The organism is Chlorobaculum sp. 24CR (genome assembly GCF_004118635.1).
GTDB lineage: Bacteria > Bacteroidota > Chlorobiia > Chlorobiales > Chlorobiaceae > Chlorobaculum.
The window spans coordinates 66,502-93,368 of the sequence record NZ_SDGU01000012.1; the positions used below are offsets into that span (position 1 = coordinate 66,502).

Sequence of the window (26,867 nt, forward strand, 5' to 3'; positions counted from 1 at the left end):
ATTAACACCGTAAAATCATTGAACAATATTTCGATAAAACCATGTTTTATTTCGATCCGGCATATTTTCTTTTTGCTCTTCCGCCACTGCTGCTCGGTATTTGGGCGCAGTTCAAGGTGAAATCGGCTTTCAAAAAATATTCGCAGGTAGCGACCCGGAATGGCATGACCGGCGCGCAGGCTGCGCTGCGCATTCTCCAGCAAAGCGGCTTGGGCAACGTGAACGTCGAGATGACCCGCGGAATGCTTTCAGACCACTACGACCCGCGCCACAAGGTGCTTCGGCTCAGCGAGGAGGTTTATGGCCTGGCGAGTATCGCTTCGGTTGGCGTTGCCGCCCACGAGGCCGGACACGCCTTGCAGGACAAGAAAGATTATTTCCCGCTCACCATCCGCTCGGCGATGGTTCCGGCGGTTTCGCTCGGCAGTTGGCTCGGGCCGATTCTTTTCATGGTCGGCTTTTTCCTGTCCGGTACGCTGGGCAGCTCGCTGGCCTGGGTGGGCATCATTCTGTTCGGCGGCACGGCGCTGTTCGCTCTGGTGACGCTTCCGGTGGAGTTTGACGCCAGCCGCCGCGCAAAAGAGCTGCTGGTTTCGCAGGGAATCGTTTCGCAGCGCGAGATGGAGGGCGTGAACGCCGTGCTTGACGCTGCCGCCCTGACCTACGTAGCCGCCGCCGCGCAAGCGATTATGCAACTACTCTACTACGTGATGGTCATGAACCGGCGTAACAATTGATACTAAAAAAGAGGGCGGCTACAGTGGGCCGCCCTCTTTTTTCCTCTGTCCACTTCGTCCTCAACGTCCACGGCAAGCCATCGCGCTACCTGATCACCTTCAGCACCTCCTGGCGCATTTGCTGGTAGGGAATCGCTCCGGCGGTGCGCCATTTGAGTTCGCCTCCAGCAAAAAGCATCAGCGCCGGTATGCCCTGAACCTGAAATTTTGCCGCCGCGTTGGGCTGCTGGTCAACGTTGACCTTGACCACGGTCAGCCGTCCCCTGAACTCGCTGGCGAGCTGTTTGACCGATGGGGCTACCATTTTGCACGGGCTGCACCAGTCGGCCCAGAAATCGATGAAAACGGGAAGTTCGCTTGTCCTGATAAGATCGTCAAGTGTGTTAGCCATGGGGGTTTGCATTGTTTTTTTATTGTACAATCTTCATTTCAGCAGTATGGTGGCGAATAAAAATCGAAATGCCAAAAAGATCGACAGAGGGCCTGCGCCACCATTTTCTGTTTTGAAAACAGGCATCGCCCGCTGACCGTTTCCGTTCCAGCTCGCCGATGCCGTATCGCTGCCGAACGCTGAAACTTATAACCGGCAGGCCGGGTTAATCAGGAAAATCACATCGAATCCCCGCCATTCGGCAAGCGCTGGCTGGCGGTCAATGAAAAATCAGCGATACTGTCGATGAACGACATCCTCGAAAAGCCGAGAAAAATTTACGTTACACGCCAAATCGAGTTCAATGCCGCCCACCGCCTGTTCAATCCGGAACTATCGGACGAGGAGAATTTGCGGCTTTACGGTAAATGCTCGGGCGCGTATGGACATGGTCATAACTATCTGCTTGAAATCACCCTGTCGGGCCTCATCGACCGGAAAACAGGCTACCTGTTCGATCTCAAGGAGCTGAAAAAAATTCTCGAAGAGGAGATTGTGGCGCGCTTCGACCACCGGCATCTGAACCATGAGGTCAGTGAGCTGGCGGGCCATGTGCCGACGACGGAAATTCTTGCCGTCGTTGTTTGGGACATCCTCGAATTGCGACTACAAACCATTACCAAACAGGAGGTTAGCCTCCATGAAGTTAAAATACATGAAACAGGAAAAAACAGCGTTACCTACCTTGGAGAATAGCCATCACACCCACTCCGCGCTTTCGCAGTGCGACCTCGATGAATGTTTTGAAGAGGCTCGCGACCGGCACGAAGAGGAGCGAATCGGCTCGATGTCGAGTGCGGTTCAAACCCTGCTGAAAGGCATCGGCGAGGATCCGGAACGCGAAGGCTTGCTCATGACACCCGAGCGGGTGGCAAAATCGTTGCGATTCCTGACCAAAGGATATGAGCAGGATCCGGAAGAGTTGCTGATGAAAGCGCTGTTCACCGAGTCGTACGACGAAATGGTGCTGGTGAAGGACATCGACCTCTACTCGATGTGCGAGCACCACATGCTCCCCTTCTTCGGCAAAGCGCACGTGGCCTACATTCCCGACGGCAAGATCGTGGGGTTGTCAAAAATTCCGAGAGTCGTGGAGGTGTTCGCCCGGCGCTTGCAGGTTCAGGAGCGGCTGACTCAACAGATTCGGGACGCTATTCAGAACGTGCTCAGCCCTCGCGGCGTGGCCGTGGTGATCGAGGCAACCCACATGTGCATGGTGATGCGCGGCGTGGAGAAGCAGAACTCGGTGACGACAACTTCAGCCATGTCCGGGGATTTCATGACCAGCCAGTCCACCCGAAGCGAGTTCCTGCGCCTGATCGGCAATCGCTGAGAGCGCACCGGACAATCTTCACTGCACAAATCGGCAAGGCTTGCCATTCTCCCCGGCAATCGGCGGAGAACGGCAAGCCTTCACTTTTCGAGCCACTTCCGTAACACCTCTCGCCCCGTTTCGACCGCCTTCGCCAGATGCCGGAGCATCGGTTCGCTCAGGCCGTTGCCGAGGCCGAGGTCGTGCGGCGGAGCGCCGATGAGCACGATCTCCGATGGTTCGCGGCCATGCAGCCGGGCAACGGCGAGCAGTTCGCTCAGTCCCATCTGGTGGGCCGACATTTTGCGGTGGATGAACGCTGGCAGCTCGCCATTGCGGTAGCAATAGACCTTCGGCTCGAATTCCGCCGGTATGATTGAATCGAACACCATCAACGCATCGCACGACTCGAAGTAGTCGAGCAGGTACAGCCCCTGCGTACCGCCATCCACGAACTGCACCGCTTCCGGCCACTTGCCCGAAGCCTCCAGCGCCCGAACTGCCTCCACGCCGAACCCCTCGTCGCCAAAGAGAATATTGCCGAGACCGACGACGTTGATTGTTTTCAATGCTGCGAAATGCTAAAGATTATAGGTCTGATAAGACGAATAGGTCGCATAGGACGAATAGGCAAACACCGCGAGCTTCCGGTTTTTGCCTGCCGAGTCCACTTCGTCCACAAAGTCCACAATTGCATGGAACAAAGCCGAGGGCGGCTCCGACAAATCGGAACCGCCCCTACAAAATCTTCACTCTTTCAATTCATAATTCATCATTCATAATTCATCATTCTCTTCACGCTGCGGCTTCGTCTTCCACCTTGTGCTTGTAGCCGGTGATGATCGACGAGGTCACGCTGGTGCGGTCGACGATGTCGTGGCGGAAGACAGCGTAAAGGTGCACGATGAGGTAGAACGGAAATATCCAGGCGACGATGTGGTGCGCGTAGTGCAGGTTGTAGCTGCTGCCAAAGAGTGGCAGCACCCAGCCAAACGCGGCGTCGAGAAAGCCGCCGGGACGGTTTTCGGCGAACATCGCCAGGCCGGTGACGATCATGAAGGTCGAGCCGCAGAAGATGAAAATGAAGTGCGCCAGCGCGGCGACCGGGTTGTGGCCGACATAGTTCGGCTCGTCCTTGCGCAGAAAGAGGTAGGAGGCCACCTGCTCCTTGAACGGCTTGCCCCACCACTTCGGCGACCACGGCCTGAACCCGCCGAACCGCGCGTACCGGTCGTCCGAAAAGAGCGCGTAGTAGAGGCGGTACAGGAAGTTGCCGGTGAAGATGAATGCCACGCCGAAATGCACGTAGCGCCACATCGCGAAGTTGTGGCGCCACACCGCTTCGCCATGTGGCGGATTGAGCACCGGCGAGGCGATGTACAGACCGGTGATCATCAGCGCGGCGATGCTGAAGGCATTGATCCAGTGGTACAACCGGACCGGCAGACGCCAGACGTAGATTTCCTCGATTAATCTGCCCATGTCGTTCTCCGTTTAAACGATAGTTACCCTGGTGATTTCATTGCCGTTCATGTCGTACAGATGCGACGCGCAGGCAAGGCAGGGATCGAACGAGTGCACCGTCCGCAGGATTTCGAGCGGCTTGGACGGATCGACCATCGGCGTGCCTTTCAGGGCCGCTTCGTAGGCGCCGGAGTTGCCGCGATTATCCCTCGGCGAGGCGTTCCAGGTCGAGGGCACCACAATCTGGTACTCGTCGATTTTTTCGTTGTCGATCTTGATCCAGTGGCCGAGCGAGCCGCGCGGCGCTTCGGTGTAGCCGAAACCCTTGCACTCCTTTGGCCAGGTCGATGGCTCCCAGCGCTCGCTGTTGAAGGTTCGGTAGTCCCCCGCCTTGACGTTGGCGATGAGCTGGTCGTAGAAGTGGCCCATGAACCCGGCGGTCTGCTTGCACTCGATGCCGCGCGCGGCGGTGCGTCCGAGCGTCGAGAAGAGCGCTTCGGGGCCGACCTGAAGCTTGCCGAGCACCATGCCGACCGTCTCCTTGATCATCGGGTCGCCCTTCGCGTAGGCCACCAGCACGCGGGCCAGCGGGCCGACCTCGACCGGATGCTCTTTCCAGCGCGGCGTCTTGAGCCAACTGTACTGCTTGTCGGTGTCGAGATACTCGAACGGCGGCTTCGGGCCGGTGTATTTCGGGTTGGTCTCCCCTTCCCACGGATGGAGTCCCTTGTCACTGCCGTTGCTGTAGGTGTACCAACTGTGGCCGATCTCCTCCTTGATCTGCGACAGGTCACGCGGATCGACGTCGATGACGGTCGTCAAGTCCTTGTTGAGGATGACGCCTCGCGGCCAGAGCAGCGATTTGAAATCATCGAGGTTCGTCTCCGGGAAGTCACCGTAACTCATGAAGTTACCGAGTCCGCCGCCGTAGAGCCACTCCTTGTAAAAACCGGCGATGGCGATGAGGTCGGGAATGTAAACCTGGTCGATGAAGACCTGCGTTTCATCAATGATCTTCTTGACCATGTTGAGCCGCTCGATGTTGATCGCCGTGTCGCTGTCGAGATCGATGGCGCAGGCCATGCCGCCGACGACGTAGTTCGGATGCGGGTTCTTGCCGCCGAAAATGGTGTGAATCTTGACGATCTCCTTCTGGAAATCGAGCGCTTCGAGGTAGTGCGCCACGGCGATGAGGTTCACCTCCGGCGGCAGTTTGTAGGCTGGATGGCCCCAGTAGCCGTTCGAAAAGATGCCGAGCTGACCGCTCTCGACGAACGCCACGAGCCGCTGCTGCAACTCCTTGAAATAGCCGGGCGACGACTTCGGCCACGGCGAAATACTCTGGGCGATCTGCGAGGCCTGGTTAGGATCGGCCTTGAGTGCGCTCACCACATCGACCCAGTCGAGGGCGTGGAGGTGGTAAAAGTGCACGAGGTGATCCTGCGTCTGCTGCGTGGCGTTCATCAGGTTCCGGATGATGCGCGCGTTGGGCGGAATCTCGATGCTGAGCGCATCCTCGACGCAGCGCACCGAGGCGAGCGCGTGCACGGTGGTGCAGACGCCGCAGATACGCTCGGCGAAGGCCCAGGCGTCGCGCGGGTCACGCCCCTTGAGAATCACCTCGATCCCGCGCCACATGGTGCCGGTACTGTAGGCCTCCTCGATAACGTTGGCGTCGTTGATCGTCGCCTCTATTCTCAGATGCCCCTCGATGCGGGGAATCGGATCGACCACTATTTTTTTCGACATGCGATAGACTCCCTTGATTTACTTTTCTGATGCCTCGTCGTGATGCTTCTTCTTCATGGCGGTGACCGCCGCGTGGGCCGCCGCTCCGGCAGCCGCCGCGCCGACCGCCACGACGCCGATCTTGTCGGCATTGGTATCCGTGCCGAGGAACGACACATCGGCAAGGCGCGTGTAGAATGGCCCCTTGTCCCAGAAATTCGGCTCGGAGCAGCCGATGCAGGGGTGGCCGGATCCAATGGGGAAGCTCGTACCCGCGTTCCACTGGATTTTCGAGCAGGAGTTGTAGGTGGTCGGCCCCTTGCATCCCATTTTGTAGAGGCACCACCCTTTTTTGGCGGACTCTTCGTCGAAACCGCGAACGAACATCCCGGCGTCGTAAAAGGCGCGGCGGTAGCACTTGTCGTGAATCCGCGTGGAGTAGAACGCTTTCGGGCGGCCCAGCCGGTCGAGCTCCGGCAGCTTGCCGAAGGTGTGCACGTAGGTAATCACGCCGGTCATCACCTCGGCGATGGGCGGGCAGCCCGGCACCTTGACGATCGGCTTGCCGCTGATGATCTTGTCGATGGGCTGCGCTCCGGTGGGATTGGGATCGGCATTCTGCACACAGCCGAACGAGGCGCACGCGCCCCAGGCGATCACCGCGGCGGCATCGGCGGCGGTCTCTTTTACGACGTTCAGGAACGAGTCGCCACCGACCATGCAGTAAACGCCGTCATCCTTCGTAGGCACGTTCCCCTCGACAGCGAGAATGTACTGGCCTTTATACTCCTTCATGATCTTCCGCCTCACCTCTTCGAGCTGATGACCCGCCGCAGCGCTGAGCGTGTCGTCGTAGTCGAGTGAGATCATGTTCATGATGACATCGGCGACGATTGGGTGGGAGGAGCGGATGAAGGATTCGGTGCAGCAGGTACATTCGAGACCGTGCAGCCAGATAACCGGGGTGCGGGGCTTGGTCTCCATGGCGTGAACGACCTTTGGAAGCAGTGATGGCGCAAGACCGAGGGAGACCGAAGTGAGAGAGCAGAACTTCAGAAAATCCCTCCGGGAAAGGCCACGGGACTGAAACACCTCAGCATAAGTTTGCTTGTCGGGCATGTACACCTCCGTGAATGTTAATGATGGCTCACGGTATCCGGAGAAAAAGGAGGGTTTGGCTCGCGCATTTCCTCTTGTACCGGCTGAACGTGGCTGAACGTCAACTGATTACAGGCAAATATAATTAACAATTGTTATCGATAAAACCTCAGCCATGAAAGAAATTTATTAATCAACCCTTTATCATCAAATAAAAAAACCCGGCAATCTATCAGATTTACCGGGTTTTTTAAGGTTTTTGGCGACCGCTTATGTCAAACCTTTCAGTTCAGAAAGGCTCCGAAAAGAACCGATGAATATTTCGCATAGTTGGCGATTGGCTGGAAGAAGAGGCCGAACCAGAGCGTCAGGATCATCAGCGAGGCGGTGACAAGCTTTGCGCCCATGCCGGTCTCCATCACGCCCTGTTCTGCATTTTCCGAATCCCTCAGATACATGTTGAGCGGAATCAGCATGTAGTAGTAGAGCGAAATGACGCTGGTCAGAATGCCGATGAGGGCGAGCCACATGAAGAGGCTACCCTTGGCGATCAGCGCCGAGAAGATCATCAGCTTGCCAATAAATCCGAAGGTCGGAGGCAGACCTACCAGCGAGATAAGGAACACGGTCAAGGCCGCGCCAAGCAGCGGCATTCTCTTGCCGAGGCCACGATAATCGTCGAGGTTCTCGCTACCGGTGCGGTTGGCGATCAGAATCACCACATAGAACGCACCATAGTTCATCAACAGGTAGGCGCTCAGATAGACCAGAACCGCCTGCGTACCGAGCTGATCCATGGTGATGACGCCGAGCAGCAAGTAGCCGGCGTGAGCTATCGATGAGTAAGCAAGCAGACGCTTGACATTTTTCTGCCAGATGGCGACAACGTTGCCGTAGATCATCGACGCCGCGGAGACGAGCATCAGGATCGAGAGCCAGTCGATGTGCAGCGCACTCGCGGACACATCGAAGCCTTGCGGCACCGCGACAAAGAAGAAGCGCATGAGCATGGCGAAACCGGCAGCCTTGGAGGCAACCGAGAGATAGGCGGTCACGGGAGTGGGAGCGCCTTCATAAACATCAGGACTCCAGAAGTGGAACGGCACCGCGCCCATCTTGTAGCCAAGACCCGCCATGATGAGCAGCACGGCAAGAATCATCACGAGCTGATCGTAACCGTGCGCGGCCAGCGCCATGCTGATGCGGGTAATGTTGGTTTCGGCGGTCATGCCGTAGATCAGGGAGAAGCCGTACAGGAGCATGCCCGACGACACCGCGCCGTACACAAGATACTTCAGGGCGGCTTCCGACGAGCGGGGTTCGCGCTTGAGGTAGCCGGTCAGCGCATAGGCCGACAGACTGACCAGCTCCATCGAGAGGAACATCATCAACAGATCGGTCGAGGAGGCCATCATCATCATACCCACCACCATCGCCACAAGCAGCGCATAGTACTCGCCCATGCCCGACTCGTGCTTTTTGAGCTGGTCGTCGATCACGGTGGTCAGCACGGCGAGAATGCCCGATGCCACGAAAAAGTATTTGAAAAAGATGCCAAACCGGTCAAGCGAGTACATGCCGAAAAAGAACTGTGTATCCGGCATCGCCTGCTGCTTGAAAATAAAGAAGAGACTGCCGACGAGACCGGCTATGGAAACCGTGGCAAGTAATCCGCGATTCTTTTTACCCGTGATGAGATCAAGCAGTATCAGCACCATGAACAGCGCTGAAAGATAGATTTCAGGGACAAAATATCCGGCGCCACCCTTGAGGATCGAGATGATGCTCTGTATTTCAGCGCCTGATGGCATTTCGAACATATTTCTCCAACGTTTATGCTTTTAAACGGAACACGGGATCAATGCACGGCCGACATGGCAACCGGAGCGAGAACCTGAACAAGTTTGTTGACACTGGTCGTAATAAGACCCATAACCGGCATCGGATAGATACCGAGCGCGATGATGATGACGGCAAGCGGCACGAGCATGGTCAGCTCACGTGCGTCGAGATCGAGCTTGCCCTTCCAGTCGTGGAAGTGGATGTGCTCGTGGCCATGCGCATCGACTTCGAGATCGTACAGGGCATCCGGCTTGCGCTTGCCGAGGAACATCCGCTGCAACGACCAGAGCAGGTAGGCCGCGCCAAAGACGATGCCAAGCACCGAAACCATCGCGATCGGGCGAGTGACCGGAGCGCTGAAGGCGCCGACAAACACGAACGCCTCGGAGATGAAGCCGCTGAGGCCGGGCAGACCAAGCGAGGCGAACCATGCAACGATAACCAGACCGGTATAGACCGGCATGTAAGAAGCCAGGCCGCCGAACTTGTCGATCTGGCGGGAGTGCGCGCGGTCGTAGATCACGCCAACCAGAAGGAAGAGCATCGCGGTGATGGTGCCGTGGTTAAACATCTGGTAGAGCGCACCGACCATGCCTTCGCTGTTGGCGGCGGCCAGGCCGAGCAGCACGTAGCCCATGTGGCTGATCGAGGAGTAGGCGACCATCTTCTTCAGATCCTGCTGGGCCAGAGCGCAGAACGCACCGTAGATGATGTTGATTGCGCCGAACACAGCGATCACATAGAGGCCCGCCTGATAGACTTCAGGAAAGAGCGGGAAGTTGATCCTCATCATGCCGTAGGTGCCGAGCTTCAGCAACACGCCGGCCAGGATGACCGAAATCGGGGTCGGAGCCTCGACGTGCGCGTCGGGCAGCCAGGTGTGGAACGGGAACATCGGAACCTTGATGGCGAAGCCGACGAAGAGCACGATAAAGGCGACATATCTCCAGGTCACATTGTCAGGGCCGAGAATCGCACCCTTGATGTAGTTTGCCTGGTCGGCCATCGCCACGAGGCTGAAGGTGTGGTGACCGGTAAGCGGATCGATGACGCTGAAGTAGAGGCCGATCATGACCAGCAGCATGAAGACCGAACCGAACAGCGTGTAGAGGAAGAACTTGATGGCAGCGTACTCACGGTTCGGGCCGCCCCAGATACCGATCAGGAAGTACATCGGCAGCAACATCAGCTCCCAGAACACGTAGAAGAGGAAGAAGTCGAGCGCCACGAAGCAGCCCATCATGGCCGTAGCCAGCAGATTGTAGAGAATGAAGTAGCCCTTGACCTGCTTCTGGATCGTCCAGCTCGACAGTACGCCGATGATCGAAATCAGGGCGGTCAGAAGCACCATTGTGATCGAAAGGCCATCAACGCCGAGCAAGTACTCGATGTTCAGGGGGCCGAACGAGCCGAGGTCGAGCGAAATCCACGGAACCCGTTCGATCATCTGGAATGAACCGGCAAGCGATCCGCCAGGCGCGGCCACGATGCCCGCCATGGTCGGGTCATATTGGCGCCAGATGAGAACGGCGATCACGCCCTGGCCGATAGCGCCGAGGAGCGAGACGATCCTGATGATCTGTTTCTGCGACGAGGGCACGGCCAAAATGATGAGTCCGGCAATGATCGGCAGAAATACAATTAAACTCAGCATGTTCAGTACCTGTTATGTTCGGAGAGTAAATTAAATCGTTCGGTTATTTCACCAGGTGCGCAAAGTAAAAGGCGAACCAGCCCAGAACCGCCACAGCCACCATGAGCAGATAGGTCTGCACCTTACCCGTCTGGATCTTCCTGAAAACAGCGCCGGTCGTCTGTACGGTGAAGGCCGTGAAGTTGACCAGTCCGTCCACCACATATTTGTCAACGCCGCCATTGAAGAAGGCGAACTTTCTGAATACCGTCGCCACGCCGTTGACGATGCCATCGACGATATTGGCGTCAAACCAGGCCAAAATCTTCGAGATCAGCATGGAACCCTTGATGACGGTCGCGTCGTAAATTTCGTCCCAGTACCACTTGTTGAACGAGTAGAGGTAGAGCGGGCGAATCGTCTGCGCGGTCTTGTCGGGATCGATGATCCTGAATACATAGAAAATGAGCGCCATGCCGATACCTATCACAATCATGATCGACGAGAGTTTGATCGCCGTGTAGTGATTTTCGTGCGTCATGTGCGCGATCTCGGCCTGACGGGGATCGGTGAAAACCGGGCCGTGGTGTTCCCCCGCCTCGTGGGCAGCTTCCGCACCGTGACCTTGAGCCGGCGCGGCCTCTACATGCTCGGTATCGGTGTGAGCCGTGGCCAGCAGCTTGCCGGCTTCCGGAGCGCCAAGTCCGGCGCTTTCGTGCGACGTCCCGGTGACGCTGACCACTGTTGCCGGGGTCTGCACCAGGTGCATGAACCAGCCCTTGCCGCCATCGAGCGGATCGGGCGAAAAGACGATGAAGACGGAAAGCGTGGCCAGAACGACCAGCGGAAGCCGCATGTTCCAGGCGACCTCGTGAACCGGATGATGATCGTGACCACCGTGGTGGGCGTCATGAATGTGATCGACATCGCCATCGGAGTGGTCGTCGAGACTGTGAGCCGCATTGGGCTTGAGATGGGTGCGGCTCTCGCCGAAGAAGACCAGCCATATCTGGCGGCCCATGTAGAACGCGGTGAGCACCGCGGCGCCGAAGCCGAGCACCGGAATAAGGTAGAAAACGCCGCCGCCTTCGACCGAGGCGAAACCGAGTGCGCCAGCCAGAATGGCGTCCTTCGAGAGGAAGCCGCTGGTCAGCGGAAGACCGGCAAGAGCCAGCGTTGCAATCATGAAGGTCGCGAAGGTCCAGGGCATCTTTTTATACAAACCACCCATCCAGCGCATATCCTGCTCGTGGTGCATGGCGTGAATGATCGCGCCCGAACCGAGGAAGAGGCAGGCCTTGAAGAAAGCGTGGGTCAGGAGGTGGAACAGCGCGGCGGAGTAGGCGCCAACGCCGAGGCCGAGCACCATGTAGCCAAGCTGCGAAACGGTCGAGTAGGCGAGCACGCGCTTGATGTCATGCTGCGTAATGGCGATGGTCGCCGCCATGAAGGCGGTGAAGGCGCCGATAAACGCGATCACGTGCAGCGCATCCGGAGTCAGCATCACAAAAATGCGGGCCACGAAATAGACGCCTGCCGCAACCATCGTCGCCGCGTGGATGAGCGCGGAGACCGGAGTCGGACCCTCCATGGCGTCAGGCAGCCAGACGTGCAGCGGGAACTGGGCCGATTTGCCGACGCAGCCCATGAAGAGCAGTACGCCCGCCGCGGTCAGCCAGGTCTGCGACATGTGGAAATCGCCATTCTTGATATGCTCGAAAATCTCCTGATAGCCGAAGGTGTGGAACTGCGAATAGAGTATCAGAATGCCGAGCCACATGCCGATATCACCAATACGGTTGGTGAGAAACGCCTTTTTCTGCGCATCGGCGGCGCTGTCCTTGTGAAAATAGAATCCTATCAGAAGGTACGACGACAAGCCGACAAGCTCCCAGAACATGTAGATCGAGAACAGGTTGTCGGAGAGCACGATACCGAACATCGAGAAGGTAAAGATGCCGAGGTAGGCGAAGAAGCGTCCATAGAGCGGCTCGCCGTGCATGTAACCGGTCGAGTAAAGATGCACGAGGAAGCTGATGAGCGACACCATCGCCAGCATGATCGCCGTGAGGTTATCGACCACGATACCCATTTTGATCTGCAGCGGGCCGACACCGGGAACATCGCCAAAATCAAGCCAGGTGAAATCCCACGCAACTCTGAACGCCGGATCGTAGTGCTGAACGATCACAGTCCAGAAAATATACAGCGCTATGGCCAGCGTCGTGCCGAGCAGACCGACGCCAACGAAATCGCCACCGCGCGGAAGCCTGCGGTTGAAAAAGATCAGTACCACAAACGAGAGCAGCGGCAGAAGCAGGACAGCGATCGATAACTGGATTAAACTGTGCATCATGTTTCGTTTTACAAAGAATTTTCAGCTATAAGTCTTTTACCGTTGCGGATCACTCTTTCATGGTGTCCACGCTGGAAACATCGACCGTCTTGAAGGTCTTGAATATATTGATGACGATCGCAAGCGCGACGGCGGCTTCGGCAGCGGCCAGCACAATCACGAAGAGGCTGAACATCACCCCTTCCATGCCGCCATTATATTTCGAGAAGGTCAGGAAGTTGATGTTGGCCGCGTTCAGGATCAGCTCGACCCCCATCAGAATGACGATGGCGTTCTTGCGGGTCATAACGGCAAACATGCCCAGACCGAAAAGGATGACTGAAATCGTCAGGAAATGGTTGACGCCAATCGACAGTAACTGTTCCGTTAGCATTGAGACTCCTTGAGTGTTCATTTTTTGTTTGCCTTGTCGTAGCGGGCCAGAAACGCCGCGCCGATCAGGGCGACCAGCAGCACGATCGAGACCATTTCAAACGGCAGCATGTAGCGCGACATGGTTTCAAGACCGATGCTCTCGACCACGCTGCCATTGAGCTGCATCTCGCCCGGCATCCAGCTTCCGGTTGTATAGAAGGTGAACAACATGCCGCCGATCAGAAGCAGCGTTACAAGAATTCCCGGCGCCATGTGCAGCACGTCAGCCTTCAGCTCGGTCTGCATGATGGTATTGGTGAACATGACGCCGAAGAGCAGAAGCACCAGAATACCGCCGACATAGACCACCACCTGGGTCACGGCGATGAAGTCCGCGCTCAGAAAGACATAGAGCGCCGCCACGCCGAAAAAGGTGAAGAGCAGCGAGAAGGCCGAGTAGATGACATTTTTGGAAAAAACCACGAACGCCGCCGACAGCACCGTGACGGCCGCGAAGATGTAGAAGATAATGGCGATAGTCAGTTGATTCATGGTTATCTGCACTTGTTGGTAATCAATTCCTTCCGGAAGCTTATTGGGCGTCGCCCGGCTTTTGCTGCGGAGCTGACTTCGGCGCCGGTTTTGCCGCCGGAGCGCCTCCCGCCGCGGCCTTCTCTTTGGCCGCCTGCGCCTGCTGCTCGGCAAGTTTTTTCTTCTTTGCCTCAGCCTCGATCTTCGAGAGATTGCCGAAGTGGTAAAGCATATTCTTCACGTTGAACTCGGAGAAGTCAGCCACCGGCGTGTGGTAGAGGCAGTCGGTCGGGCAGACGCTCACGCAGATGCCGCAGGTCATGCACTTGGCCACATCGATGTCGAACACCGGCACCCACATCCGTTTCTGCTGTCCGCCGGAGGTCTTGCCGCAAGCTTCCAGATCGTCGCTGGTCGTCTTGATGGTTTCGATGGCGATGCACTCCACCGGGCATGCGCGCTCGCACTGGCGGCAGCCGATGCAGTCATCGATATTGCAGTACAGGCGGTAGCGGCCATGCGGCGGGGTCGGAATTGCTTCCTTCGGATACTGCAAGGTGCACAGACCGTCAACCTGGCGAAAATAGTCGGCATCGTCGATACCCGCATCTCCCTTGCGCTTGACCGCATTGAAGAAATGCTTGAGGGTGATGGTCATGCCGGTCGCGATGGTGGTCGCACTGGTCTTTATATTGCTGAAGTACTCACTCATAGTTTGTTGTTCGTCTTGCTTGCCTCTTGTCTTCTCTGTTGAAGCGACCTCACGATCAATGGTTGATGACCCAAACAGCCGTCAGCACGAAGGCAATCAGGGAGAATGGCGTCAAAACCTTCCAGCACAAATACATAAGCTGGTCAACCCTGAGCCTGGGCAGCGTCCAGCGAAGCCACATCTGCACGAAGATGAAGAAGAATCCTTTCATGATGATCCAGAACGCGCCCCAGACCGGGCCACTGGTCATGGTATTGAGTTCCAGGCCGCCGATGTTCGGCAGCGGCGAAGTCCAGCCGCCAAGGAAGGCGATGGAGATGATCGCCGACACCATGAACATGCTGCCATACTCGGCAAGAAAGATCACGGCGAACTTCATGCCGCTGTACTCGGTGAAGTAACCGGCAACCAGTTCGGATTCAGCTTCGGGAATGTCGAACGGCGCGCGGTTGGTCTCGGCAAGCGAGGAGATAAAGTAGATCAGAAACGGCAGCCAGGCGATCGGGTTGGTGAACAGGAACCAGTGCATGAAGCCGCCGGGGCCGGCCTGCATCAAGGTAATCTGCTGCATGCTCAGGGTGCCTGCAAGCATTGCGGCGCAAAGGAGTGCGATGGAAGCCGGAATTTCGTAGCTCACGATCTGGGCGACGCTGCGAACCGCTCCGTAGAGCGCCCATTTGTTATTGGAACCCCATCCGGCGGCAAGAATACCCACCACTTCGAGAGCCACGATACCAACCGCGTAGAACAGACCCACGTTCAGGTCGGCGCCGATGAAAGCCGGGCCGAAGGGCAGCACCGCGAAGGCCAGGAACGAACCGACGAACAGAATGCCGGGGCCGACGACAAAGAGGAACTTGTCTGCCGCGGTCGGCACGATATCCTCTTTCTGGAGAAGCTTCAGGATGTCGGCCAGCGTCTGGAGGATACCCCAGAAGCCAACCTCCATCGGGCCGAGCCTGTCCTGCATGAAGGCCGAAATCTTGCGCTCGCCATACACACCGTAGGTCAGCGCGTACAGGGCGATGAACACGAGCGGAATAGCCGCAACGATAACCAGCCCGAGAGGAAACCAGCCGATGGAGAAGCCTGAGAGGGCGTCGGACCAGGTATTGAGAGATGGTGATGAACTCATATCAACAGGCGAACCTTCTTGAAATAAATGTGTTGTCTTGAAAACGCTCAGCGGTCAACTTCACCCAGCACAATATCGATGCTGCCGATGATGGCCACCAGATCGGGAATCAATTGCCCCTTCGAGAGATCCTTCATCGCCGAAAGGTTGACGAAGCACGACGAACGGGCCTTGCAGCGGATCGGGCTGGTCGATTTTCCATCGCTCACGATATAGTAGCCAAGCTCTCCGCGCGGGTTCTCGGCGCGGCCATAGACTTCGCCAGCTTTGGGCCTGATCTTCTTCGGGATCAGCGCCCGCGAGTTGAAGTTCGGCTCTTCCGGCATTTTGGCGAGGCACTGCTCGATGATCCTGAGGCTCTCCTCCATTTCGAGCGCGCGAACCAGATGGCGCGACAGGCAATCGCCGACGACAGAGAACTTTCCGTCCGGCACCGGAACCTCGAAGTCGAGTTCGGGATAGATCGAATAGGGATCGTTGCGGCGCAAATCCCACTTGACGCCGGAACCGCGAAGCATCGGGCCGCTCCAGCCGTAGTTGATCGCCACGTCGGCGGGCATGATGCCGATGTCGTAGGTGCGCTTGACGAAAATTTCGTTCTCGGTCAGCAGTTTGTAGAGCTCGACCGCCTTCGGCCTGAAGTAGGTGACGAACTCGTCAACGCGCTTCTTGAAGTCAGCCGGAACATCGTAGGCCAGGCCGCCGATCCAGATATAGTTATAGAGCATCCTCGCGCCGGAGATCCATTCGAGCAGATTCATGATGTGCTCACGGTCGCGGAAGCAGAACAGAAACGGCGTGAAAGCGCCGAGGTCGATGGCATAGGTGCCGATGGCCACCAGGTGCGAAGCGATCCGGTTCAGCTCGGAGACGATAACGCGAATGAATTCGACGCGGCGGGGAATCTCGATGTCGAGCAGCTTCTCGACGGTAATGCAGTAGGCCAGCTCGCTGTTCATGCCGGCAAGATAGTCCATCCTGTCGGTGTAGGGCACGATAGCCGGATAGTCAATCTTTTCGCAATGCTTCTCGAAACAGCGGTGGAGGTAGCCGAGGTACGGCTCGGCCTCGACGACCACTTCACCGTCAGTGATGCATTCGAGACGGAGCACGCCGTGCGTTGACGGATGCTGCGGCCCCATGCTGAGCACCATATGTTCGGTATCGAGATCCTTTTCGATAGTGACGCGCTTGTCGTCCTGACGGATGATCCTGGTGGAGTTCGATTCGACTTTACCTAATTCCTGCATGAGTCGGGAATGCTTGTTTACGGGTTATGGCGTCAGTAAGGAACCTTGATGCCGTGATAGGTCTCCTGAACCTGGTAATCCTTGCGGAGCGGATAGCCGGTCCAGTCTTCCGGACAGAGAATCCTTCGCAGGTCGGGATGGCCCTCGAAGACCATGCCATACATATCGTAGGCCTCGCGCTCGTGCCAGTTGGCCGTGTGCCACACGCACGAGACGGACGGAATCGAGCCTCCGTCGCGCTGGCACTTCACCTTGACGGCGATCCTGTGGGTATATTTTCCGATGCACTCGAAGTTGCAGACAATGCCGACCTTCTGTTCTTCGGGATAGTCCACGCCCGACAGGCAGGCAAGGTAGTTGAACTGCAAGAGCGAGTTGTCGCGCATGTAGAGCGCGATGTCCACCCACCGGCTCGCGTCGAGCACCTCGAAGAACGGCATGGTCGGGTTAGCGTCGAACTCCGATATCGCATCTCCGAACCGCTCCCTGATATTATCGTAAGCGGTCTTGCTCTCTCGCACCGCCGGTGACATCTGGTTTGCTGCTTCTTCCATTCCCTTGACTCTTGATAGATAATAGTGGTTATGCCGTAGCCGCCTTGCGCACCTGGTCGATCACCTGCTGCGGATCGACGCTCTTTTCGGCAAGCTTCTTCAGCGCGTCCTGGCGAGAAATACCGAGACCCTCCATGCGGATCAGCTCCTGAACCTTCATCAGGCCGCCGATCAGCGCCTCGGGGCGCGGCGGGCAGCCGGGCACATAGACATCGACCGGAATGACGCGATCAACGCCCTTGAGCACATGGTAGCCGTGATGCCAGTAGGGACCGCCGCAGTTCGAGCAGCTTCCCATCGAAAGCACGTAGCGCGGTTCGGGCATCTGCTCGTAAAGCGTCACCACCCTCTCGGCCATCTTCATGGTGACCGTACCGGCCACGATCATGAGGTCGGACTGGCGGGGCGACGAGCGCGGAAAAATACCGAAGCGTTCGAGATCGTAGTTCGAGGCGTTGGTGGCCATCATCTCGATAGCGCAGCAGGCCAGACCGAAACCCATCGGCCAAAGGGAAGAGAGGCGAGCCCAGTTCATCACATTGTCAACCGAAGTCACCAGCACGTTGCGGTTCGATACTCTGGCGTCAAGCAAACCCATAGCGTAAAATCGATGATGATTGAAAGATTATCCGTTTGCCTTTCCGGAGTGACGTTTCGGCAGCTCCGGCATTTTCGGAATGGTCGGAGTCGGACGAACCCAGTCGAGGTCGCCCTTGACCCAGGCGTAAACCAGACCGACGACAAGGATACCGGCGAAGATCAGCACCTCGACAAGCGCAAAGTTGCCAAGCTGCTTGAAAACGGTAGCCCAGGGATAGAGAAAGACGACTTCAACGTCGAAGATGATAAAGATAAGGGCGACGACATAAAAGCGGATATTGAACTTGACCCAGGCACTGCCGACCGCCGCTTCACCGCACTCGTAGGTGGAATTCTTTTCGGGGTTGGGCCTGCTCGGCCTGAGCATTCTCGCCGTCAGGTAGCCACCCGCGACGAAGACGATACCGAGTACGAGAAACACGAATACGGCACCGAAACCGCTTAACGTCTGATCCATGTTCTGTTGTTTGACTTTATTGGTAAAGGAAGTGACAATCTCCCTTTTCCCTGACGGGCCTGAAGGGCCTCTGAATCAGGTGCCGCCAATATAAAAAAATCTTCTCAATCTTCAGACAAAAAGCTGATTTTTTCAGGTCAGAAAGAGTACCGCAAAAACCGTTCAGTCAGAATTATTTATGCAGAAGCGACAAAACGCCATGATTTTATTACAACTCAACCGGCCTTGTCAAAAATTTTTAAACCGGCCAATTTGAACAGCCGGATCAGCCCGACCATAGCCAGCAGCGTGGCGACAGCAAGAATGGCGACATTGAGCTGCCAGACGCCAATCACCCGCTCCATAACGGGGCCGAGAAAAGCCGCCAGCGCCATCCAGATTATGGGCGCCCAGACAACCGCCAGCACAACCGGCAGCCCCCCTTTCATGAAGTTCTTCCTCTTCTCCTTGTCCTTGTCCGGGAACAGTTTCATCGCAATCTGATTGTTTTGAGTGATTTGAACCCGCTGCCATTGCAGCCTGTCGGACTTATCGGTAAAAAAGAAGGCTGTATTGCTCTTTGTTTTAACCATTAATCCCCGACATTGCGAATCTCGATTTGTCGGGACACATATCCGCTGTAGGGGCGGGTCTTGTGCCCGCCCCTACAGCAAAACAACACGTGTATCATAAAGATGAATTGCCACATCCCACCACGTCCCGACTGGCCACCATAGTATTATTCCTCACGGCAGCAGTTCGGCAATCTGGGCGGCAACGTCTGGTTCGATCTCCCGGAGCACCTCGTACTCGGCCCGCAGGCCGCGCATGTCGCCGCGCGACATATAATACATGGCCAGCTTGCAGTGCACCTCGACGTTGCGGGGCTGAAGCTCGTGCGCCTTGTCGAGCGCGTCAAGCGCCTTTTCGTGCTCGCCGAGATCCATGTGGACATCGGCCAGCACGCACCACGCCTCCACGAAACAGGGGTCGCGGCGCAGCGCCTCTTCGAGCACCTTGATGGCCGCCTCCTCCTTGCCCATCGTCAGCAACACGAAGCCGAGATGCCGGTACGCCTCAAGGTTCGAGCGGTCGAGCGCAACCGTGAACGCAAGGTCAGTGCCCGCGCGGCGGTACTCGCCGTTGGAGAGCAGCGCCACGGCGCGCGCATAGCGCAGCTTCGCGTCGCGTGACGCCGCGCCGGCAAGCTCGTCGAGTATCGAAATCGCCTGGCCAAACTCCTGCTGCTCGATGCAATCGAGCGCCTGCCGGTACTCCCGCTCACGCTCCGGCAGCGTTTCGGGCAACTTCTCTTCGGGTACGATCGTGTTGTTCATGCTCTCTTGTAATTTGTTCATTTCCCGGACTCACCGCTGCCAAAAACCTCGCGCTGCACGTCGAGCCGTTCGATCTCGGCGGCAATCCTCGACGCCAGCCACGCGGCGAAGGCCGGCGAATCGTTGACGCAGGGAATATAGTGCTTCCGGGCGGCGGACGAACGGTCGAGCAATTTTTTCGCCTCGTAATCGGTCTCGCTGTTGTCGGCGAAATAACCAAACGGAAACATCGCCACCGAGCCGAACCCTTCGCCCTCAAACTCGCCGAGCGCCCGCTCGACCGTTTCGGGCGACCACTCCCCTCCCCGGCTGTGGTTGAGGCAACCAAGCTTCACTTCGTCGAACACGTTGCGCGGATCAGCCATAATTTTGTCGTGCATCAGCCGGAAAAACGCCATCGTCTCATCGAGACCGGTAAAAACGGAGGGCTTTTCGCCCTTGCGGTTTTTGACAATCGTGCCGTGAATGACCAGCACGAGTCCCTGCTTCTTTGTCCGTCCCGCCCCGCTCCACGCCGCTGGAATCGACGCGAAGAGGTGATCGAGATAGAGGCGATGCAACGCCCCGTCCTTCCACAAGCCACGCGCCACTCTGAGTACGCCGAGATGATTCTCGCCGAATTGATCGATCGCCATCTGGCACGCCGGGCCGCACGAAAAGGCCGACTCGACCGGAATCATCGGCACCACGACAATGCCATCCGAACGACCCCGGAAACGATCGAGCACCTCTTCGAGGTAAGGCGGCACGAAATAGTAAGCGTCAGCGACATCGATCTGGTCGCCCTGTCCGCCAAATCGCGGATCGCGCCGAAGCGCCGCCTCCACGCCAAGCACCTGCCTGCGATTGATCTCCACGAGGCACGAGCGGTAGCGATGCCATTTCCAGTCGAGGTAGTGCCTGGCCGAACGGTAATCGGCAATCATGTAGATCAGCAACCTGGGAAGCTTGACAATCTTGCGGGTAATAACAAAGAGAATCTTCCGCGAACTCGGCCAGAGATCGCGCGCCGAAAGCTTTTCGACCTCCCCGTATGTCACCAGCACCACGCTGTAGCGCCGTTTACTCACTGTGCGAGCCACCATTTGAATTCGCCGAACATCAAGAGAAAACCAATGAGGCTGCCGACAAGCGTCTGCATGAAATTATGCGCTTTGAGATACATGCGCGACCACATCAGGAGCGGCACGAAGCAGAGCAACGCGAGCGCAAGCGGTCCGAAAGAAAGTACGAGAAGAGCAATCGAGGAGGTGAGGGAAAAGAGATGGATGCTGATTTTCCACTGAAGCGTGACCAGCAGAATAAAGACCGTGTTGACGGCGTTGAAAAGCAGAATTGCGGAGAGAAAGCGAGGCGCGTCGAGCTGCTTCATCAGTTCGTACCCGACCAGGTTCACGCCCACCAGCACCAGCAGCGGCAGGAAGCGCTGTTCCCGAAAGCTGATATTGTAATCGGAGACCCGGCCAATCTTCTTGAGTCCGTAAATCAGAAACATCGGCACGATGGTGGCCGAAAGAAACAGCACCAGAAACCAGTCGAGATGACTTGATTTGGCTGAATAGCGATACAGGACAATAAGCAGATAGACTGCCGGCGCCACGACGACAGGACTGATGATCCATGATACCAGAGAGGCGAACCGGCGAGTATCGAGCTGCATTGAGAACCACTAAGAGTGAAAAAGTGCGATTTATTGACGCATTACAGGCGATAGGGAAAATAACGCTTTCCGCGATAAACAGAAACTGGTTCCTGACGCATCGCCGATAAGATTCCCGCTAACCGGTGACGCTCTTCATCGAAATCCAAATCGGAATTAAGGTCGTGCTCATTGGCGATTTTGATAGCGATTTCGATTTGGAACTTGATATTTCCGGATGATCGGAACTCTCCGCCGGTCAGAATCAGGAAAATTCGATCAAATTGTTTATAATTTCGTGAAACCACGTATATTAAGCGCTGTTCAACGCGAGAGTGGTGAAATTGGTATACACGCTAGTCTTAGGAACTAGTGCCGTGAGGCGTAAGGGTTCGAGTCCCTTCTCTCGCACTGTTCATTTGTTCATTGGACTCATGCCAAAGTGGCGGAACTGGTAGACGCGCTGGACTCAAAATCCAGTGGGCGCAAGCTCGTGTGGGTTCGAGTCCCACCTTTGGTACACGGCATTCAAGTCTATTGAATGCCTCCTTTTTTCCCCTCCATCAGGGCACTCCTGAAAACTCTGATAATCGTCAGTATCCCGGATTTCCGGGGCAAACACAGCAACTGGATAGCGCACAAACAGATCAGCAGAAATTTCCCATGCAAAGAATGTACTCTCCGTGGCGCGACGTTTACATGCAGTCGTTCAAGGAAGAAAAGCCTTTCACTCCGGAGGAGGGCAAATCGGTGTTCGCCGATATTCCGCCCGAACAGGACGAGGAGCGCTACGTGCTCTGCCGGGGTGAATTTTGCTTCGCCATCCTGAACCTCTACCCTTACAACTGCGGCCATCTCATGGTCATCCCCTACCTTCAGACGCCCGAATTCAGCGATCTGGACGAGAAGACGATGGTCGAAATCTTCAAAATGTCTAACCTCTGCATGGAGGCGCTGAAGATGACCATCAAGCCGCACGGCTTCAACTTCGGCGCGAACCTCGGCAGGGTTGCGGGCGGCAGCATCGACGAGCACATCCACTTCCACATCGTGCCCCGCTGGGAGGGCGACACCAACTTTATGCCGGTGCTCGGCGAAACCAAGGTGCTCTCGAACGACCTGCGCCAAACCTACATCCAGCTCCGCGAGGCGATCCTGAAGCTCCAGAGCGAACAGAAAAAATCGTAGTTCCAGACGATGGAAACCGTCCCCTGCCCAATCACCGGAAGCAGGGAATTCAAGCCCCTCCTGCAAGCACCCGACCGCTTCAACCTCCACGGCCCGTCCTGGCAACTCGCCAGATCGTCAGCATCCGGCCTCGTCATGCTCAACCCCCGGCCCGAAGCGAACGAGATGGCGGCGCACTACCCTGCCGAAACCTACGATCCGTTTCTGACCCGAACGAACTCCAGCTCGTTGCGCGACAAAGCCTATCTGGCCATCAGCGATGTTCTTCTGGCCGGAAAGGCGAGAATGGTGATGAAGGGGATGCGCAAGCCTGACGGATCGGCAAAGGTGCTTGAAGTCGGCTGCTCGACCGGCAGGCTGCTCATTCGGATTCAGCGCGATTACGGCGTGCCGCTGACGAATCTTTTCGGCGTTGAGACCAACCGGCAGGCGGCTGACACCGCGAGAAATGCAGGACTCGGCGTTTCGGAAGCCGGGCTGGAGGAGAGCGATTTCGACATCCGCTTCGACCGCATCATCTTCTGGCACGCCCTCGAACACCTGCACCGCCTCGGCGAAGCGCTCGACCGCGCCCGCGAGCTGCTGACGCCCGGCGGCCAGCTCATCATCGCCGTGCCGAACATTGAGAGCCACGACGCCCGGCGCTACGGCCAGAACTGGATCGCCCTCGACGCCCCACGCCACCTCTACCACTTCACGCCGGAAACGCTCGGCAAGCTGCTCGAAAAGCACGGCTTCTCAGTGCTCGACCTCGGCACATGGCTCCCCGACACGCTCTACAACGTGTGGTTCAGCGAAAAGCTGGATCGCACAATCAGCGGAAAAACGTTCAGCAGCGGCGGGATCGTGCGAGCAGCGTTTTGTGCAGCACAATCGCTCGCCGCTGGCCGCGACCCGCGACGTGCGTCGAGCATGGTCGTCCGGGCGATGAGGATGAAGGGGTGATCGCCTGATTTTCATGCCGATTCTGTAGGGACGGCTCTTGTGGCCGTCCTCTTTTTCCGGGATACCCTGAGACACGAAGGTAGAACACATAGGGTCGCCCCTATAATCAATCAAAACAGCATTATCCTTGCCCACCGTAGGGGCAGACCTGCGTGTCTGCCCTGTCTTTCCGATACACCCCGGCGCACGAAAAGGGCGGCCACAAGAGCCGCCCCTACAGTTATTACTCCGGCAACAATAAATCGCAATTTCACCCATTGTAAAAGGTTGGGCTAAAGCCCTGATTTATATTGCTTTATCCGCGTGCCCCGGACTAAAGTCCGGGGCAATTGTTTAAGAGTTTTAATGGCCGGAGTAATAAACATGCATCACCAACCAGCCCAACCGTCCCCTCACATCTTCGCCTCGACCGCAGGATCGATGCGGCCCAGCGATTTCTCCAGCTCGGCGGTGGCGACCAGGTAGTCGTACACCGCTTGCAGATAGTTGGTTTTAGCGGTGTCGAGCTGCAATTCGGCGTCGGTCAGTTCGAGGCGCGAGCCGATGCCTTCGCGCAGGCGGAGCATGGTGATGCGGTAGCTGCGCTCGGCGACGGCGATGGTTTTCGACTGCACGTCGATGCGCTTGCGGGCTTCGACGACGTTGGAGAGGCGCACCTCGACGTCGGCCCGCACCTGCGACTTCAGGTCTTCGTAGCGGGTGCGGGTCTGCAAGCGTTCGATCTTCGCTTGCTGAATCCTCGCGCTCGTGGCGAAGCCGGAGAAGATCGGCACGCTCAGTTGCAGCCCCGCCGTCGATGAGACCGGCCAGCGGGTGGCGCTGACGGACTCGCCGTCATTAAACTGCGTCTGCGCATCGAGCTGCCCGAAGGCGCTCAGTACCGGCAACCCCTCGGATCGAGCGGCCATCACTTTCGCGTTCTCGGCTTCGGCCTGGAGCGAGAGGCTCTGCACATCCGGGCGCTTGTCGAGCGCCTCGCTGTACGCCGCCGCCACGCTCTTCGGCAGCTCGATTTCGTGGAAGGCAAGTGTGCTCGTGAGGGTCAGCGGCGTCTCCTGATCGATGCCCATGACGCGCTTCAGATTGGTCGCGGTGATGGACTCGTTGTTCTGTGCGCGAATCAGGTCGGGCCTGAGATTCTCGACCGACAACCACGCCTTGAGCGTATCGATGTCAGCGGCTACTCCTTGCCGGAAGAGCGCGTTGGTATCCTTGCGAGCCTCTTGCCAACGGGCGATGCTCTGCTCGACCAGCTTGCGCTTTTCGGTGGCGATCAGCACGTCGTAATAGGCGCGGCGGATCGAGGTGACCACCCCGGCGTTAGTCTGGCGAAACGACTCGTCGCTGATCTTGCGCACGAGCGAAGAGGCCTTGATGCCCGCGAAGGCCGAGAGCTTGAAGATATTCTGGCTGAGATTGAGCGAGGCGATGGACGAGTTGTCCGAACTGATCTCGATTGCCTGTGTGCCAAGCGACGGATTGCCGGTCAACGCGCCCACCGGCAAAAACATCACCGACGGCTTCAGTGTGCGGGTGTAAGTCAAACTCGACGACAGATGCGGCAGCACCTCCGCCCAAGACTCCCGAACCTTCTGCCCCGCCATCCGCTTATCGAGCCGCGCAATCTCCAGCTCCCGATTATGCTGCTCCCCGATCCGCACGGCATCATCAAGGCTGATAACCAGCGGCTGTTTTCCGGATTGCACCATTTCAGCAGGCGAGTTGGGTTTATCTTTGGACTTGCCCTCAGCAAGGGGAGTCCATGCCAACAGCAGCAGAAGAGAAAGAGAGACAAACAATCGATGCAGGCTCATGGCGACAATTTGATGGTTTCGACGTGGTTCAAATATACCACGGGTTTCCTTTCTGTGCAATTATGAGGCAAAGTTGTCTCAGAAGGCACTTACAATCATCATATCTATGATCTGGATTACAGTAAAGCACTATATTTTTACATCTAATCATCAAAAGCGCATCTCATCTTAAATGTTCAAACAGACCGCGACATAATTCTTTTATACTTAAATGTTATTGATTTGTTATCAACTGAGAGTCCGGTTCAGCATCAGATGTAGGATAAGTCACCTACAGAAAGCAAAATAAGGTTCGTTAATTGGTGATATTGCTACATTTTAAATGAAATCAACTACCCCGCAGCAAGCTGCGGGGTATGAAAACATCTTTTGTCTACACCTTCCCGATAGCAAGCTTAGGGGAATTAGACCCTCAGAGATTAAAAACGCTATAAAAAATAATTTCTCCTGATTTTGTTATTTCATTTTAAATGAATTTAAATAATGCTTTTTAACACTGCTTAAGAACGATTTTTTTGTTGCATTTGAGAAATAATTTTTGTATACTCTTGCTGCTTTGCCGCTATTGCCAATAAAGGCACATAGCACGACTGTACTCATGGTGAGTTCCCAGCTCGACAAAGCAATTTTAAACAAATAAAAAATGACCAAAAAAAATGCAAATCGGCTTGAAGAATTGAATAATGCAATCACCTTGCATCCCAATAGCTCAAACATCAAAGGTATGTTAGATGCCTATGAGAAGGGAATGACAGATCGTGCCAAGAGATACGCTGCCTTCGATAAATTTTACGGAGACGCAAAAGAACTATTTGAGTCTTATGCTGATTCCACACCAGAATGTAAGCATTTGGGTGATTTGTACTCCCTTTGCATATGTCCTGGTGGGAGGCATGGAGGACTAGACAAAAGGAAAGTAGAAATTTTCTACGGCAATCGACCATTTGATTCAGTAACAACTATTGACAAAAACCTACAACCAACAAAAAAACTGGAAACAGCGCATGGAGCTACTCTGTCCTATCAACGAACAGATGATGGGCAAGTGTTGTGCTGCCTATATCCCGCAGCGTCTGAGAACTTCCGACCTCCCGAAGACTTTATCATTCTTGGAGTAGTCAAAAACCCAGCCACACTTACGAGCGAGTCCAAACGACACTGGAAAAAGTTCTTAGCCTATATGCAAGTTACCTGCTTGGACGGAAAGCCAAGTATCTTCCAAAGGATAAGAGTTTTTTATATACGAAATTTCAAAGAGTGTGTTGTGAATGGGACTGTTCAACGGCGTAAGGCATCAGAATTTACCGGCAAAATCGTACAGTACGCCGCCACTGTTGGACTTAGTGGCTTCATTATTCTCTTCGTTACCTTGGCAAAAGAGTCATCTGATAGCACGCAGGCTGAAAAAAATCGTCAAGAAATGTTGAGAATCTATTCAAATATCCAAGCTAGTACACAATTAATAGCCAAAAACTCAGAAGCAATTGAAGCTGAAATTCAAAGACTAGATCAAAACACCAGCAAAAATTTGCAGCTTCTCAATGATGCAGTTTCAAAAAATACTACTCGAAGTGAAAACGCTATATCTCAGCTTGAATTAGGCAAAAAAGTTGAAGACGCGGATGATCAAAAGACGGTAAAGTAGCATGGGGACGGCATTGATTTTAAGCTTCCCCCTAGTGTCATGTCAGAAGAAAAATGACGGAGATTCGTCATCGCGAGGCCCGACCTGTCGGGGCATGGCGATCCATCTTTTGTTGATTTCGCTGCTT

At 56.0% G+C, this 26,867-nt stretch carries 28 protein-coding genes and 2 tRNA genes; 8 read left to right on the top strand and 22 right to left on the bottom strand.

Annotation, left to right across the window (positions count from 1 at the left end; translation table 11 throughout):
• Window positions 1-41 precede the first annotated feature (41 nt).
• Window positions 42-737 carry a zinc metallopeptidase gene (locus tag EST62_RS02950; RefSeq protein WP_129050609.1) on the top strand — a complete coding sequence of 232 codons (696 nt, stop codon included), beginning with the start codon at window positions 42-44 and terminating at the stop codon, window positions 735-737.
• Between the two features lie 85 nt (window positions 738-822).
• Here EST62_RS02950 and trxA read toward each other — a convergent pair whose 3' ends face one another.
• On the bottom strand, window positions 823-1,128 hold the full coding sequence (gene trxA, locus EST62_RS02955) for a thioredoxin (RefSeq protein ID WP_129050610.1): 306 nt from the start codon (window positions 1,126-1,128) through the stop codon (window positions 823-825).
• Between the two features lie 285 nt (window positions 1,129-1,413).
• Between trxA and EST62_RS02960 the strand changes: the two genes are divergently transcribed.
• Both EST62_RS02960 and folE read left to right on the top strand, forming a co-directional pair.
• Window positions 1,414-1,863, top strand: a complete 450-nt coding sequence (locus EST62_RS02960) for a 6-carboxytetrahydropterin synthase (protein ID WP_129050611.1) — start codon at window positions 1,414-1,416, stop codon at window positions 1,861-1,863.
• Window positions 1,823-2,500, top strand: a complete 678-nt coding sequence (folE, locus tag EST62_RS02965) for a GTP cyclohydrolase I FolE (protein WP_129050612.1) — start codon at window positions 1,823-1,825, stop codon at window positions 2,498-2,500. Before EST62_RS02960 ends, folE begins: the two co-directional genes overlap by 41 nt.
• An 80-nt stretch (window positions 2,501-2,580) precedes the next feature.
• Here the strand turns inward: folE and EST62_RS02970 are convergent, their stop codons facing one another.
• The 20 genes from EST62_RS02970 to EST62_RS03065 form a co-directional block, all read right to left on the bottom strand.
• Window positions 2,581-3,048, bottom strand: a complete 468-nt coding sequence (locus EST62_RS02970; RefSeq protein ID WP_129050613.1) for a HyaD/HybD family hydrogenase maturation endopeptidase — start codon at window positions 3,046-3,048, stop codon at window positions 2,581-2,583.
• 226 nt (window positions 3,049-3,274) lie between these two features.
• A complete protein-coding gene (cybH, locus tag EST62_RS02975; protein ID WP_129050614.1) occupies window positions 3,275-3,961 on the bottom strand; it encodes a Ni/Fe-hydrogenase, b-type cytochrome subunit in 687 nt (228 codons plus the stop codon).
• A gap of 12 nt (window positions 3,962-3,973) precedes the next feature.
• On the bottom strand, window positions 3,974-5,692 hold the full coding sequence (locus EST62_RS02980) for a nickel-dependent hydrogenase large subunit (RefSeq protein ID WP_129050615.1): 1,719 nt from the start codon (window positions 5,690-5,692) through the stop codon (window positions 3,974-3,976).
• 18 nt (window positions 5,693-5,710) lie between these two features.
• A complete protein-coding gene (locus EST62_RS02985; RefSeq protein WP_129050617.1) occupies window positions 5,711-6,790 on the bottom strand; it encodes a hydrogenase small subunit in 1,080 nt (359 codons plus the stop codon).
• A gap of 263 nt (window positions 6,791-7,053) precedes the next feature.
• Window positions 7,054-8,589, bottom strand: coding sequence for an NADH-quinone oxidoreductase subunit N (locus EST62_RS02990; protein ID WP_129050618.1), 1,536 nt, complete (start codon window positions 8,587-8,589; stop codon window positions 7,054-7,056).
• Window positions 8,590-8,627: 38 nt separating this feature from the next.
• Entirely contained in the window at window positions 8,628-10,265 is a 1,638-nt protein-coding gene (locus tag EST62_RS02995; protein WP_129050620.1) for a NuoM family protein, read from the bottom strand.
• Between the two features lie 43 nt (window positions 10,266-10,308).
• The gene (gene nuoL / locus EST62_RS03000; protein ID WP_167599145.1) at window positions 10,309-12,597 is read right to left on the bottom strand and encodes an NADH-quinone oxidoreductase subunit L; all 2,289 of its coding nucleotides are present in this window, start codon (window positions 12,595-12,597) and stop codon (window positions 10,309-10,311) included.
• A 52-nt stretch (window positions 12,598-12,649) separates the two neighbouring features.
• Window positions 12,650-12,973, bottom strand: a complete 324-nt coding sequence (gene nuoK / locus EST62_RS03005; RefSeq protein ID WP_069810016.1) for an NADH-quinone oxidoreductase subunit NuoK — start codon at window positions 12,971-12,973, stop codon at window positions 12,650-12,652.
• Window positions 12,974-12,990: 17 nt separating this feature from the next.
• Window positions 12,991-13,506 carry an NADH-quinone oxidoreductase subunit J gene (locus EST62_RS03010; RefSeq protein WP_129050623.1) on the bottom strand — a complete coding sequence of 172 codons (516 nt, stop codon included), beginning with the start codon at window positions 13,504-13,506 and terminating at the stop codon, window positions 12,991-12,993.
• 40 nt (window positions 13,507-13,546) lie between these two features.
• A complete protein-coding gene (locus EST62_RS03015) occupies window positions 13,547-14,197 on the bottom strand; it encodes a 4Fe-4S binding protein (protein ID WP_129050625.1) in 651 nt (216 codons plus the stop codon).
• 55 nt (window positions 14,198-14,252) lie between these two features.
• Window positions 14,253-15,332 (bottom strand): NADH-quinone oxidoreductase subunit NuoH, encoded by a 1,080-nt coding sequence (gene nuoH, locus EST62_RS03020; RefSeq protein WP_129050626.1) that lies wholly within the window; start codon window positions 15,330-15,332, stop codon window positions 14,253-14,255.
• Between the two features lie 47 nt (window positions 15,333-15,379).
• The gene (locus EST62_RS03025) at window positions 15,380-16,582 is read right to left on the bottom strand and encodes an NADH-quinone oxidoreductase subunit D (RefSeq protein ID WP_129050627.1); all 1,203 of its coding nucleotides are present in this window, start codon (window positions 16,580-16,582) and stop codon (window positions 15,380-15,382) included.
• A gap of 32 nt (window positions 16,583-16,614) precedes the next feature.
• Window positions 16,615-17,136, bottom strand: a complete 522-nt coding sequence (locus EST62_RS03030) for an NADH-quinone oxidoreductase subunit C (protein WP_129050629.1) — start codon at window positions 17,134-17,136, stop codon at window positions 16,615-16,617.
• Between the two features lie 28 nt (window positions 17,137-17,164).
• Complete coding sequence (locus tag EST62_RS03035) at window positions 17,165-17,734, bottom strand: NADH-quinone oxidoreductase subunit B (protein WP_129050630.1); 570 nt, start codon at window positions 17,732-17,734, stop codon at window positions 17,165-17,167.
• 27 nt (window positions 17,735-17,761) lie between these two features.
• Entirely contained in the window at window positions 17,762-18,193 is a 432-nt protein-coding gene (locus EST62_RS03040; protein ID WP_129050632.1) for an NADH-quinone oxidoreductase subunit A, read from the bottom strand.
• Between the two features lie 215 nt (window positions 18,194-18,408).
• Window positions 18,409-18,765: a hypothetical protein gene (locus EST62_RS03045; RefSeq protein WP_245153437.1), complete on the bottom strand. Its 357-nt coding sequence runs from the start codon at window positions 18,763-18,765 to the stop codon at window positions 18,409-18,411.
• 153 nt (window positions 18,766-18,918) lie between these two features.
• Entirely contained in the window at window positions 18,919-19,509 is a 591-nt protein-coding gene (locus EST62_RS03050; protein ID WP_245153438.1) for a tetratricopeptide repeat protein, read from the bottom strand.
• 17 nt (window positions 19,510-19,526) lie between these two features.
• The gene (locus EST62_RS03055; RefSeq protein WP_371414670.1) at window positions 19,527-20,579 is read right to left on the bottom strand and encodes a ferrochelatase; all 1,053 of its coding nucleotides are present in this window, start codon (window positions 20,577-20,579) and stop codon (window positions 19,527-19,529) included.
• Window positions 20,576-21,169, bottom strand: a complete 594-nt coding sequence (locus EST62_RS03060) for a phosphatase PAP2 family protein (RefSeq protein WP_129050635.1) — start codon at window positions 21,167-21,169, stop codon at window positions 20,576-20,578. Before EST62_RS03060 ends, EST62_RS03055 begins: the two co-directional genes overlap by 4 nt.
• A gap of 41 nt (window positions 21,170-21,210) precedes the next feature.
• Window positions 21,211-21,456, bottom strand: coding sequence for a hypothetical protein (locus EST62_RS03065; protein WP_129050636.1), 246 nt, complete (start codon window positions 21,454-21,456; stop codon window positions 21,211-21,213).
• Window positions 21,457-21,477: 21 nt separating this feature from the next.
• On the opposite strand from EST62_RS03065, the gene EST62_RS03070 reads away from it, so the two are divergent.
• The 4 genes from EST62_RS03070 to EST62_RS03085 all read left to right on the top strand — a co-directional run bounded on the left by EST62_RS03070 (window position 21,478) and on the right by EST62_RS03085 (window position 23,281).
• Window positions 21,478-21,559: transfer RNA gene (locus EST62_RS03070), tRNA-Leu, on the top strand.
• A 25-nt stretch (window positions 21,560-21,584) separates the two neighbouring features.
• Window positions 21,585-21,668 (top strand) — tRNA-Leu (locus EST62_RS03075).
• Between the two features lie 143 nt (window positions 21,669-21,811).
• Complete coding sequence (locus EST62_RS03080; protein ID WP_129050637.1) at window positions 21,812-22,336, top strand: HIT domain-containing protein; 525 nt, start codon at window positions 21,812-21,814, stop codon at window positions 22,334-22,336.
• Window positions 22,337-22,345: 9 nt separating this feature from the next.
• Window positions 22,346-23,281: a class I SAM-dependent methyltransferase gene (locus EST62_RS03085; RefSeq protein WP_129050638.1), complete on the top strand. Its 936-nt coding sequence runs from the start codon at window positions 22,346-22,348 to the stop codon at window positions 23,279-23,281.
• 392 nt (window positions 23,282-23,673) lie between these two features.
• On the opposite strand, the gene EST62_RS03090 is transcribed toward EST62_RS03085, so the two are convergent.
• Window positions 23,674-25,095 (bottom strand): TolC family protein, encoded by a 1,422-nt coding sequence (locus tag EST62_RS03090; RefSeq protein ID WP_129050639.1) that lies wholly within the window; start codon window positions 25,093-25,095, stop codon window positions 23,674-23,676.
• Window positions 25,096-25,738: 643 nt separating this feature from the next.
• On the opposite strand from EST62_RS03090, the gene EST62_RS03095 reads away from it, so the two are divergent.
• Window positions 25,739-26,740 (top strand): hypothetical protein, encoded by a 1,002-nt coding sequence (locus EST62_RS03095; protein ID WP_129050640.1) that lies wholly within the window; start codon window positions 25,739-25,741, stop codon window positions 26,738-26,740.
• Window positions 26,741-26,867: the final 127 nt, after the last annotated feature.